The sequence below is a fragment of the Aeromicrobium sp. REDSEA-S32_B7 genome, assembly GCF_001626145.1.
Taxonomy (GTDB): domain Bacteria; phylum Actinomycetota; class Actinomycetes; order Propionibacteriales; family Nocardioidaceae; genus Aeromicrobium; species Aeromicrobium erythreum.
In genome coordinates this window covers 1-10181 of sequence record NZ_LUNF01000148.1, presented here as the reverse complement: position 1 = coordinate 10181, position 10181 = coordinate 1, and the positions used below count along the sequence as shown (strand labels likewise).

The window sequence follows — 10181 nt, the reverse complement described above, 5'->3', positions numbered from 1 at the left end:
CATCGGCGCCGCGGTCGGCTTCTACGACGGAGCGCTCGGGCCGGGGACGGGCTCGTTCTTCGTGTTCGCGCTGGTGGGGGTGCTGGGCTACGGGTTCCTCGAGGCCAGCGGGAAGGCGAAGCTGGCGAACTTCGCGACCAACCTCGCCGCCCTGGTCGTGTTCGTGCCGCAGGGTGTCGTGATGTGGCAGGTGGCCGCGGTGCTGGCGGTGAGCAACGTGGCCGGCGGCTACCTGGGTGCCCGGCTGGCGGTGGCGCGCGGCAGCCGCTTCGTGCGGGCGGTGTTCGTGGTGGTCGTGTGCGCCTTCACGCTGCGCATCGGGTGGGACACCTGGCAGCAGCTCGTCGCGTGACATCGCCTGACGTTGGGTGACGTCGTGGGTGCGGTCGCGAGCTGCTGCTGCGCTGCCTGCGAGGGTCTTCGGTTGCTGGTGCGCTGCCTCGGCTCGCGCTGGAAGTGGCCCTCGAGGGGGCCTCGACCGGGCGGGGCGTCGGGTCGGATCTCGGGGTGCGGCCTGGGTGGGCGGTAGGTGGCGCGCGTATCCCACGCCGGGAGGTAGGTGAGGCGCGGAAAGCGAGCTCGTATCCGCGCGTCACCTACCGCCCACGCCCAGGAAGCGCGCGTCACCTACCTCCCACACGCCAGGCGGCTGCGTCAGCCCTGACGAGCCTTGAGGCGAGGGTTCTGCTTGTTGATGACGTAGGTGCGGCCGCGACGGCGGACGACCTGCGAGCCGGGCTGGTTCTTCAACGAGCGCAGCGAGTTGCGGACCTTCATGGTTCCTCCTGGGATCGGGCGTGGGTGGGGTCGGGCGGCGAGGTGCTCAGACGTCGACGAGGCCGCGATGCACGGCCTTGACGAGCCGCCGCGGGACGTGGACGGTGCGGCCGTCGACGGTCACCGGCACGAGGTCGGGCCGCGTGGCCTTCCACTGCGAGCGGCGGTGACGGGTGTTGCTGCGTGAGGTCTTGCGCTTCGGGACTGCCATGGTTCCTCCTCAGGCGGCGCGGCGGACGTCGCCGAGCCAGGGTTCGAGGCCGTCCTCGACGACCTCCCAGTAGGGGCCGCGCTCGGCCATCTCGGTGTCGGTGAGCAGGCAGTGCTCGAAGGCGGCCTGCACGTCGTCGGGCGTGCTCGCGAGCGGCCCCGACACGAGTCCGTGCACGACGATGCGGGTGAGCGGGGCGCTCGCGCCCCACGGCGACGCCGTGCCGATGCTCAGCTGGCCGCCGGCACCGTCCCACACGCACACGTCGGCGGGCCGGCTGGGCAGCCAGAACGACCCGCGCGAGCGTCGGGGTCCGCCGCCGATGCGCTCGATGCTCTCGAGCAGGCGGTCGGGGTGGAAGGGGCGGTCCGAGCGCAGGTCGAGCGTCCACACGTGCTCGGACGCGTACCGCGGCAGCTCGCCGCGGCGCACGACGTCGACCCAGGCCTCGGTCACGGCGTGCAGGTGCGCCCCGTCGACCAGCGGGCCGGCGTCGAGGGCCGACGGGTCGTCGACGACGGGCACCTGGGGGCGCGCGAGCGCACGGAGCAGGTCGCGGGCGTCGGGCGACGACGCCCCTGCCAGCACGACGGCGTCGGCGTACTCGACGATGGCGGCGGCGGTCTCGGCCACGCCCCGCGTGTCGTCGTCGCTGGTGTGCAGCGACCGCTCGTGCAGCAGGTCGTCGCCGAGCAGGTCGCCCAGCACCGTCTCGCCGTCGAGGGCCGCGACCACGGCGGCGACGTGCACGTGGGGTGCGACGTCGGCGTAGGACTCGATGACCCGGCAGGCCTGCAGCGCCTCGGCGGCCACCGGCAGGTGCGCGACGACGGTGCCCCAGCGACCGCTGGCGGCGAGCCGCTCGAGCGTCGGCACGACGTCCTCGCGCAGCGCGCAGGCCACGCAGGCGTGCTCGAGCTCGTGCACGTGCCGCTCGACGACACCGGTGAGGTCGCTGACGACGCGGGTGAGCTGCTGGTTCTCCACGTCGAGGGTGTGGCGCACGACGACGGCGGAGGGCAGGTCGAACTGCAGGCCGACGGTGACCGCCTCCATGGCCGCGTCGCCGATGCCGGTCACCAGCACGGCAGGGACGCTGCGCTCGAGGATCCGGCGGCGGCTGCGACGGGGGGCGGGGCTCATCGTCCGCCCTGCCCGTAGCGGCGGCGGAAGCGCTCGACGCGGCCCTCGGTGTCGACGACGCGGCCCTTGCCCGTCCAGAACGGGTGGCTGGCGCTCGACACGTCGACGTCGACCACGGGCAGCGTGCGGCCGTCGACCTCGACGGTCTCGTGGTCGGCGGGGAGCCGCTCGGGGAGCGTGGAGCGCGTGACGAGCAGGAGGTCGCCGGAGCGGTCGCGGAAGGCGACCTCCTCGTAGCGGGGGTGCTGGTTCTTCTTCACGAAAGATCTCCGGTAGTCTGTTGCGAACGATTGTCATTCTACACAGGAGGTCGCCGTGTCGCGCACCTGCCAGGTCACGGGGGCCACCCCCGGCTTCGGCCACCACGTCTCGCACTCGCACCGTCGCACCAAGCGGCGCTTCGACGTCAACGTCCAGAAGAAGCGGTACTGGGTGCCCAGCCTCGGCCGCCACGTCACGCTCACCCTCAGCGCGCGCGGCATCAAGACGGTCGACGTCCGCGGCATCGACGCCGTGGTCGCCGACATCCTCGCCCGAGGGGAGCGGCTCTGATGGCGAAGAGGGGCAACGAGCTGCGCCCGATCGTGAAGCTGCGCTCGACCGCCGGCACGGGCACGACCTACGTCACGCGCAAGAACCGCCGCAACGACCCCGACCGGCTGGTCCTGCGCAAGTACGACCCGAAGATCCGCAAGCACGTCGAGTTCAAGGAGGAGCGCTGATGGCCAAGCGCAGCAAGATCGTCGCCAACGAGCGACGCAAGGAGACCGTGGAGCGCTACCGCGACCGACGTGACGCGCTGCGCGCGGCGTCGCGCGACACCACCCTGTCGATGGCCGAGCGGATGGACGCGTCGCGCGCCCTCGCCCGTCTGCCGCGTGACTCCTCGCCGTCGCGCGTGCGCAACCGCGACCAGGTCGACGGTCGGCCCCGGGGCCACCTGCGGGTCGCGGGGCTCTCGCGGATCCGCTTCCGCGAGGGTGCGCACCGCGGCGAGCTCCCCGGCATCACGAAGTCGAGCTGGTAGTCAGCCGTCGGCGCCGGGCGGGGGGAGCAGCCGCGTCTCCACCCGCTCGGGCACGAGGTCGGGCGTGCCGTCGGCCCGGCGCGTCGGCACCCAGCGCTCGTCGACCACGACGTCGCGGCCCTCGAGCACCAGGTCGAACGCCGCCCGCACCTGCAGAGCCATCCGCCCGAGGGCGGTGAGCCCCTGGTGCTGGTGCTCGCGGCGGCCCAGGTCGGCCTGCGCCGTGGCGTCGAGACCGTGCTTGCGCACGGCGTGCAGCAGCATGCCGACGTCGACGCCGTAGCCGCTCACGACAGGAAGGTCGACGAAGGCGTCGCGCACGAACGCGCACTCCCCGGCGAGCGGCTGGACGAAGCCGCCCAGCTCGGGCGCCCGACGGGCGATCTCCGGGCGTGCCGCGAGCTCGGTCACGCGTCCGCCGCCGCCGTCGTGGGTGGGGCGGTCGTAGAACGCCTTGACGAGCACCAGCGACGGGTCGCGGAGCAGCGGACCGACCAAGCGGGCCACGAACGCCGGGTCGAAGCCGGTCACGTCGGCGTCGAGGAACACGCCGACGTCGCCCTGCATCCGGGCGATGCCCGTGCGCATGGCCGCACCCTTGCCGCCGTCGAACGCGGGGTCGGGGTCGGCGACCGTGATGACCCTCGCGCCCGCGTCACGCGCGACCTGGGCGGTCGCGTCGCCCGAGCGGGAGTCGACCACGAGCACCTCGTCGACCAGGGGGACGAGGTCGCACAGGGCGGTGCGCACGCGCTGCACGATCGCACCGATCGTCGCGGCCTCGTCGCGGGCGGGGAGGATCACCGTGACCCGACGTCCCGCCTTGGCGTCGACGAGGTCGCCGAGCGGGCGCGACGCGTCGAACGTGCGGGTCTCGAACCAGCGTCGTGCCTCAGACAAGGCCGCGCACCGCCCGAGCAGGGGGGCGCTCGCCGCGCAGGGTGGCCGTCATCTCCAGGACGCGTCGGGTGGCGACGACGTCGTGGGTCCGGAACATCGCGCAGCCGGCCGCTGCGGTCAGCGCGGTGGTGGCCAGCGTGCCCTCGAGGCGGTCCTCCGGCGGCAGGCCCAGCGTCTCGCCGATGAAGTCCTTGCGCGACAGCGCCATGAGCACGGGCCAACCGGTGGCCACCAGCGTGTCCGCGCGCCGGGCGAGCTCGAGGCTGTGGAACGTGTTCTTGCCGAAGTCGTGGGTGGGGTCGACGAGGACGCCCTCACGGGGCACCCCCGCGCCGACCGCGGCCTCGGCGGCACGCGTCGTGGTCGCGACGACGTCGGCCACGACGTCGTCGTAGCGCACCCGGTGCGGTCGAGTGCGCGGGAGGGCGCCGCCGGTGTGCGAGCACACGTACCCGAGACCGTGCTCGGCGGCCACGTGCACGACGTCGGGGTCGTGCCCGGCCCACGTGTCGTTGAGCAGGTCGGCCCCGGCCGCGGCGGCCGCCTGGGCGACGTCGGCGCGCCAGGTGTCGATGCTGATGACCACGTCGGGCTCGGCCTCACGGACCGCCTCGATGAAGGGCACGGTCCGTCGCACCTCCTCGGCGGAGTCCACCGCGTCGCCCGGGCCGGCCTTGACGCCACCGATGTCGACGACCTCCGCCCCGTCGGCCACGGCGCGACGGACGGCGTCGAGCGCGGTGGTGGGGTCGAACGTGGCCCCGCGGTCGTAGAAGGAGTCCGGCGTGCGGTTGATGATCGCCATCACGAGGGCCCGGTCCCGGACGACACGGCGTCCGCGGAAGGTCAGGTCGGCCACGACGTCATGCTCCCAGACGGACCCACGCGACGCTGCTCGACCGGCGCTCGCGGCTCACGCCCCGACGGGGTGGCGCACGATGGCCTGCTGCACGGCATCGACGGCAGCCTGCAGGTCGGCGACGTGCGTGCCGCCCTCGACGCTCCAGCCGGGGCCGCCGAGCAGCACGTCGGTGCGGTCGGCCGCGGCGTCGAGGACGGAGGCCAGGGCGCTGCCGTCGAAGTGGACGATCGACGCCCAGAGGAAGACGGCGGCCGGCTCGAGCCGGATCGTCATGCCGGCGATCGCGCTGAACGGCGTGCGCTGCCCGAGCATGTGGCAGCCGATCTCCTGGTCGGCGAGCGCGCACTGCAGCGCGAGCAGGGGAAGGACGTGGTGCTCATCCTCCGCACAGGCCAGCAGGACGGGCCGGTGGTCCTGTCCCTTCGTGCGGCGTGACGCGAGTCGCGCGCGCAGCGCAGTGTGCAGCGCGTCGCTCACGAGATGCTCGCCGTCGACGCCCACACTGCCGCGGTACCACTCCTCGCCCACCCGACGCATCGACGGCGCGATGTGGTCGGTCCAGGCGCGGATGGTGCCGAGGTCCTCGAGCTTGCGCACGAACAGCGTCCGCAGGCCCTCGGCGTCGTAGGCGCGGGTGGCGGCGATGACGGCGTCGGCGAAGGCGTCGGCGCCCTCGGTGCGCTCCATCGGGTCGCCGCTGATGGCGGCGCGGGCGGCGGCTGCGGGACCGAGGCCACTGTCGACGAGCAGGTGCATGCGCTGCAGTCGCTCGACGTCGGCGGCGTCGTAACGGCGGTGTCCGCCGGCACTGCGGGCGGACGGACCGAGCTCGTAACGGCGCTCCCACGTGCGCAACGTGGAGGCGGGGATGCCGAGCTTCTCCGCGACCTCGCCCACGGACAGCAGGGTCGCCTGCTGCGCCTGGGTGGTCGGATCGGTGGAAGCCATGCCCCCATCATAGAACTTGTTCACCCACTTGCCAACCTGAACAAGTTGTCGTTATGGTCTGAACAACAACGACCTCACCGGCACGAGTCCCCCGAGGCAGCTTCCCGAAGGAGTGCACGATGGCAAACCTCAAGAACCTCCCGCTCCCGCTGCAGGAGGTCTACGAGTGGCAGTACCAGGGCGCGTGCCAGGGCCTGGAGTCCGCCCGCTTCTTCTCCCCCGACGCCGAGCGCGGCTCACGACGACGCGACCGCGAGTCCGCGGCCAAGGCGATCTGCGCGACCTGCCCCGTCATCAACGAGTGCCGCGAGCACGCGCTGGCCGCCCGCGAGCCCTACGGCGTGTGGGGCGGTCTGACCGAGCACGAGCGCACGGAGATCCTGGCGCAGTCGCAGCGCGACATCGCCTCCTGAGCGACCGGGCTCAGTCGGGGTCGAGGGCCGTCCGGCCCTCGGCCAACAGGTCCGCGGCGTGCTTGTCCTCGGCCGGAGCCTGCGGGTCGACGTTCCGGTCGATCTGCTCGTTGAGGTAGCGGAACAGCTCCGCCGACGCCGCGGCGACCGGCACGGCGAGGAACGCTCCGGTCACGCCGAACAGCGTGCCGCCGGCCGTGACCGACATCAGCACGACCCCGGCATGCAGGTTCATCGTCTTGCCCTGCAGCCACGGCGACAGCACGTTGCCCTCGAGCTGCTGGACCGCGATGACGATGAGCGCGGCGATGACCGCCGCCTTGAAGTCGTTGGTCACGAGGGTCACGAGCACGGCCAGGATCCCGCTGGCGAACGCGCCGATGATCGGGATGAACCCGCCGAAGAACGTGATGACGGCCAGCGGGATCGCCAGCGGCACGCCGAGGATCGCCAGACCGATGCCGATGAGGACCGCGTCGATGAACGCGACGAGGCTCTGGGTGCGGATGAAGCCGCCGATGGTGCCCCACACGCGAGCGAGCAGCTCGCTCACGTGCATGCCGGCGCGCTGGCCGCCCAGCGTCGCGAGCCACGGCAGGAACCGGTGCCCGTCCTTGATGAAGAAGAACGTCAGCATCAGGATGAGCACCAGGTTCAGCACGGCGTTCGTCGCGGCGCTCAGCGTGGAGAAGATGCCCGAGCTGATGGCCGCGGCGCTGTCCTGCAGGCGGTCCTGGACGGCGGCGATCGCGCGCGTGATCTGCCCGTCGGACAACGAGAGCGGTCCGTCGGTGAGCCAGTTGCGCACCTCCTGCAGGCCGCCGGAGGCCTGCTTGGCGATGGCGGGCGCCTGACCGGCCACCTGCGGCGTGAGGATGGCGATGGTGGCCACGACGATGCCGAGGAACGTCAGCATGACGATGAGCGCGGCCAGCGTGCTGGGCACCTTGTGCCGACGCAGCCAGCTGACGGGTGGGGACAGCACCGTCGCCACGAGCAGCGCGATCGACAGCGGGAAGAAGACCATCCAGAGGCTGCCGACCACCCAGCCGAGCACGAAGAGGGCCGCGGCCACCACGACGAGACGCAGGCCCCAGCGCTGCATGGTGGCGAAGGCCTCGTCGATGACGACGGCCCGGTCGCGGACGCGGGGGGGTCCTGAGGTGCTCGTCGACCCGGCTGAACGGTCGCGAGCCGAAGAAGCCGCGCGACGCCGACAACGGGCTGGGGTGCGGGCTCGCGACCACCGGCACGTCGCCGAGCAGCGGCTGCAGGTCCTGCGCCTGACGTCCCCAGAGGACGGCGACGAGCGGTGCGTCGCGGGCGACGAGGGCGCGGATGGCCTGCTCGGTGACCTTCTCCCACCCCATCCCGCGGTGGCTGGCCGGGGCGCCGACGCCGACGGTGAGCACGCGGTTGAGCAGCAGCACGCCCTGCGCGGCCCAGGCGCTCAGGTCGCCGTGCGGCGACCGTGGGACGCCGAGGTCGGCCTCCAGCTCGGTGAAGAGGTTCGCGAGGCTGCGCGGGACGGGGCGCACGTCGGGCTGCACCGAGAACGAGAGCCCCATGGGGTGTCCGGGCGTGGGGTAGGGGTCCTGACCGACGACGAGCACCTTGACGTCGGCCAGCGGGCGCCGGAAGGCGCGGAAGACGTTCTCGCCCGCCGGGAGGTAGCTGCGACCGGCAGCGATCTCCTCGCGCAGGAACGCCCCCATCGCCGCCACCTGCTCGTCCACCGGCGCCAGGGCCTCGGCCCAGTCCGGCGCCATCAGGCCCTTGTCCACGAGTCCGGCCAGCGCGCTCATGCACGCGAACCTATCGATCCGGTGGTCTCGACGCCCGCTCGCTGGCGCTCGCTGCTCGACCACCTGGGTGGCTCAGCAGGTCGCGAACAGCACCGGCCCCGACGACAGGTCCGAGAGGACGAAGGCGCCGGGCTCGGGCTCCAGCACCATCCGCACCAGCGTCCCCTCGGCGGTGACCTCGTCGACCAGGACGGTGCGACAGAAGTCCTCGCCGAACGGCGTGAGGTGGATGCTGCGGCGCACGACCTTGGCGAACTTCACCGAGTGCATCGCGGCCAGCACGTCCGGCTGCGCCTCGAGGACCTGGTACTCCATCGGGTCGCGCAGCGGCTCGCGGCTGAACCAGACCAGCCCGAGGCGGTGCAGGTTGTTGAGGTACGCCGGCACCTGCTCGACGTAGCGGGCACCCGACCGGGCCCCGATCATCGTCAGCCCCGGCGCGATGAGCTGGCTCGAGACCATCCCGATCGGGCCGCCGGTGCGGACGTCGACGCTGGGCTGCGGACCCTTCTCCAGCAGCAGCAGGAGGATGCGCGCCTCGTCGGGGGCCAGCTCCCCCAGCATCCGTTCGTACGCCGGATGGCCGGCCTCGCTGGACCACACGTCCCGGGAGCGCTCGAGCAGCTCCGCCCCCCGCTCGCGCAGCGACTGGGCGCGCGGCTCCTCGGCGTCCACGAACCCGCCGGGCACGACCGGACTCGCGGGGCGACCGGCCGGGTCGCGGACCGCTCCGAGCGACTCCGCGGCACGCAGCAGCGCGGTGCCGACCGGGGTGCCGCCGCTGACCGCCCGGGCGAGGTCGGAGACGACCTGGGCCGCCTCGGTGGCCTCCTGGGCCAGGTGCGCCGCCTCGTCGCGGTCGGTGGCGGCCCGGGCCAGGCGCTTGGCGGAGCGGACGTAGCTGCGCACGCCCCACTCCCCGGTGTGCCAGGCCGCGGACCACCTGCTCCGACAGCGCGCGTGGGGCTTCTCCCCCCGCACGCGCGGAGGACTCGGGACGACGCTCGGTGCCGTTGCTCATCCGCCGGACACCCCGAAGATCCACAGGTGCAGGAAGCCACCGGCCAGGCCCATGATCGCGCCGTGGGCGTAGAGCATCCACTCGTCCTCCTTGATCGCCGAGCGCATCATCTCCACGAAGTCGCGGGGTGGCAGCTCCTTGGTCCGCCGCGCGATGAGCACCCTGATCTTCTCCGACTGCTGCCTGCTGAACTCGGGGTCCTTGAAGGGCACGAGCGTGCGACCGACCGCCTCCTCGGCGACCGAGTCGCGGATGGTGTCGAAGCGGGCCGGCCCCATCGCGACGCGCACGGCGGCGCGTGCCGGGCCGGCGGCCTTCTCGATGGCCGGGCGCAGGGCTGTGGCCAGCATCTGCCGGGTCCGGTCGCCGCTGGGGCCCTCGAGGATGAAGTCGCCGATCCGCTCGAGGGTGATGACGTCCTCGGCGATGATCCGGGCGTAGACCTCGGCGGCCTCGTCCTGGCGGCGCAGGAACAGCCCGTGCACGGGGATGCCGAGGATCCGCTTGGGCTCGGGCGGCTCGAAGATCAGCCACATGCCGAGGGCGTTGGTGACCCACCCGACGATCACGCCCATCAGCGGCAGTGCCCACCACAGCCCGAAGATGCTGTCGATGAAGGCGACCGGGATGCCGAGCAGGAAGCCGAAGACGAAGCCGAAGGTCACCATCAGGTTGAGCTCGCGCTGGCCGAAGTCGCGGAAGATCCGCACCACCAGCGCGGGGTTCTCCCGGAAGTGGTCGATCACCATGATCTTGGGGTCGAGGATCTGGTCGATGTGCACGCCGATCTCGTGCGTCACGTTGCCGACCACGCTCGGGAGCTGGGCCTGCACCCGATCGATGACCGCCTGCCGCACCGGCCGGGGCAGGTCGCGCCACAGCCGCGGGTGCTCGCGGCGCATCACCTCGTCGACGAGCTGCGGCAGCTCGGGGCGGAAGACCGTGACGATGTGCTCGGCGATCTTCTCGGGCTCCAGCTGCTGGTAGAACTCCGCCGGCGTGCCCAGCTTGGCGATCGCCTTGTCGACGGCGATCGAGCCCATCTTGGCCGCCCGGGCCGGCACGATCCCCTGC

General features: G+C 72.6%; 15 protein-coding genes and 1 pseudogene. 5 read left to right on the top strand and 11 right to left on the bottom strand.

Annotated elements, in window-relative coordinates:
• A partial coding sequence (locus tag A6Q79_RS10540) for a TSUP family transporter (RefSeq protein ID WP_317698137.1) occupies window positions 1-352 on the top strand: 352 nt, incomplete at its 5' end.
• A 302-nt stretch (window positions 353-654) separates the two neighbouring features.
• Here the strand turns inward: A6Q79_RS10540 and ykgO are convergent.
• The 4 genes from ykgO to A6Q79_RS10520 are packed head-to-tail and all read right to left on the bottom strand — an operon-like array spanning window position 655 to window position 2391.
• Window positions 655-777: a type B 50S ribosomal protein L36 gene (gene ykgO, locus A6Q79_RS10535; RefSeq protein WP_023645249.1), complete on the bottom strand. Its 123-nt coding sequence runs from the start codon at window positions 775-777 to the stop codon at window positions 655-657.
• 46 nt (window positions 778-823) lie between these two features.
• Window positions 824-988 (bottom strand): 50S ribosomal protein L32, encoded by a 165-nt coding sequence (gene rpmF, locus A6Q79_RS10530; protein WP_067854059.1) that lies wholly within the window; start codon window positions 986-988, stop codon window positions 824-826.
• A gap of 9 nt (window positions 989-997) precedes the next feature.
• Window positions 998-2131 (bottom strand): GTP-binding protein, encoded by a 1134-nt coding sequence (locus tag A6Q79_RS10525; RefSeq protein ID WP_067854062.1) that lies wholly within the window; start codon window positions 2129-2131, stop codon window positions 998-1000.
• Window positions 2128-2391 (bottom strand): type B 50S ribosomal protein L31, encoded by a 264-nt coding sequence (locus A6Q79_RS10520; protein ID WP_286690708.1) that lies wholly within the window; start codon window positions 2389-2391, stop codon window positions 2128-2130. Before A6Q79_RS10520 ends, A6Q79_RS10525 begins: the two co-directional genes overlap by 4 nt.
• 55 nt (window positions 2392-2446) lie before the next feature.
• Here A6Q79_RS10520 and rpmB point away from each other — a divergent pair, with 55 nt between their 5' ends.
• The 3 genes from rpmB to rpsN are packed head-to-tail and all read left to right on the top strand — an operon-like array spanning window position 2447 to window position 3158.
• Window positions 2447-2683 carry a 50S ribosomal protein L28 gene (gene rpmB / locus A6Q79_RS10515; RefSeq protein WP_067854070.1) on the top strand — a complete coding sequence of 79 codons (237 nt, stop codon included), beginning with the start codon at window positions 2447-2449 and terminating at the stop codon, window positions 2681-2683.
• Window positions 2683-2853, top strand: coding sequence for a 50S ribosomal protein L33 (gene rpmG, locus A6Q79_RS10510; RefSeq protein ID WP_067854075.1), 171 nt, complete (start codon window positions 2683-2685; stop codon window positions 2851-2853). Before rpmB ends, rpmG begins: the two co-directional genes overlap by 1 nt.
• Window positions 2853-3158, top strand: a complete 306-nt coding sequence (gene rpsN / locus A6Q79_RS10505) for a 30S ribosomal protein S14 (protein ID WP_286690707.1) — start codon at window positions 2853-2855, stop codon at window positions 3156-3158. The genes rpmG and rpsN overlap by 1 nt, the downstream gene beginning before the upstream one ends.
• On the opposite strand, the gene A6Q79_RS10500 is transcribed toward rpsN, so the two are convergent.
• The 3 genes from A6Q79_RS10500 to A6Q79_RS10490 are packed head-to-tail and all read right to left on the bottom strand — an operon-like array spanning window position 3159 to window position 5868.
• Window positions 3159-4058 (bottom strand): glucosyl-3-phosphoglycerate synthase, encoded by a 900-nt coding sequence (locus tag A6Q79_RS10500; protein ID WP_067854083.1) that lies wholly within the window; start codon window positions 4056-4058, stop codon window positions 3159-3161.
• Window positions 4051-4917 (bottom strand): dihydropteroate synthase, encoded by an 867-nt coding sequence (gene folP / locus A6Q79_RS10495; protein WP_067854086.1) that lies wholly within the window; start codon window positions 4915-4917, stop codon window positions 4051-4053. The genes A6Q79_RS10500 and folP overlap by 8 nt, the downstream gene beginning before the upstream one ends.
• 54 nt (window positions 4918-4971) lie before the next feature.
• Window positions 4972-5868 (bottom strand): MerR family transcriptional regulator, encoded by an 897-nt coding sequence (locus tag A6Q79_RS10490; RefSeq protein ID WP_286690706.1) that lies wholly within the window; start codon window positions 5866-5868, stop codon window positions 4972-4974.
• A 119-nt stretch (window positions 5869-5987) separates the two neighbouring features.
• On the opposite strand from A6Q79_RS10490, the gene A6Q79_RS10485 reads away from it, so the two are divergent.
• The gene (locus tag A6Q79_RS10485) at window positions 5988-6281 is read left to right on the top strand and encodes a WhiB family transcriptional regulator (RefSeq protein ID WP_067854091.1); all 294 of its coding nucleotides are present in this window, start codon (window positions 5988-5990) and stop codon (window positions 6279-6281) included.
• A gap of 10 nt (window positions 6282-6291) precedes the next feature.
• Here A6Q79_RS10485 and A6Q79_RS10480 read toward each other — a convergent pair whose 3' ends face one another.
• The 4 genes and pseudogenes from A6Q79_RS10480 to A6Q79_RS10465 form a co-directional block, all read right to left on the bottom strand.
• On the bottom strand, window positions 6292-7386 hold the full coding sequence (locus A6Q79_RS10480; RefSeq protein WP_317698128.1) for an AI-2E family transporter: 1095 nt from the start codon (window positions 7384-7386) through the stop codon (window positions 6292-6294).
• A 64-nt stretch (window positions 7387-7450) separates the two neighbouring features.
• Window positions 7451-8086, bottom strand: a pseudogene (locus A6Q79_RS10475) (uracil-DNA glycosylase); the annotation flags it as partial.
• Between the two features lie 72 nt (window positions 8087-8158).
• On the bottom strand, window positions 8159-8995 hold the full coding sequence (locus tag A6Q79_RS10470) for an Abi-alpha family protein (protein WP_317698122.1): 837 nt from the start codon (window positions 8993-8995) through the stop codon (window positions 8159-8161).
• Between the two features lie 108 nt (window positions 8996-9103).
• Window positions 9104-10181 (bottom strand): hypothetical protein (locus A6Q79_RS10465; protein ID WP_317698120.1); only part of this gene is annotated, 1078 nt, incomplete at its 5' end.

What these genes read in the sequence shown, in the direction of transcription:
- A6Q79_RS10525 (WP_067854062.1), bottom strand. Translation starts at nt 2,131, where the DNA reads ATGAGCCCCGCCCCCCGTCGCAGCCGCCGCCGGATCCTCGAGCGCAGC.
- A6Q79_RS10485 (WP_067854091.1), top strand. Translation starts at nt 5,988, where the DNA reads ATGGCAAACCTCAAGAACCTCCCGCTCCCGCTGCAGGAGGTCTACGAG.
- rpmG (WP_067854075.1), top strand. Translation starts at nt 2,683, where the DNA reads ATGGCGAAGAGGGGCAACGAGCTGCGCCCGATCGTGAAGCTGCGCTCG.
- A6Q79_RS10490 (WP_286690706.1), bottom strand. Translation starts at nt 5,868, where the DNA reads ATGGCTTCCACCGATCCGACCACCCAGGCGCAGCAGGCGACCCTGCTG.
- A6Q79_RS10480 (WP_317698128.1), bottom strand. Translation starts at nt 7,386, where the DNA reads ATGCAGCGCTGGGGCCTGCGTCTCGTCGTGGTGGCCGCGGCCCTCTTC.
- rpsN (WP_286690707.1), top strand. Translation starts at nt 2,853, where the DNA reads ATGGCCAAGCGCAGCAAGATCGTCGCCAACGAGCGACGCAAGGAGACC.
- rpmF (WP_067854059.1), bottom strand. Translation starts at nt 988, where the DNA reads ATGGCAGTCCCGAAGCGCAAGACCTCACGCAGCAACACCCGTCACCGC.
- ykgO (WP_023645249.1), bottom strand. Translation starts at nt 777, where the DNA reads ATGAAGGTCCGCAACTCGCTGCGCTCGTTGAAGAACCAGCCCGGCTCG.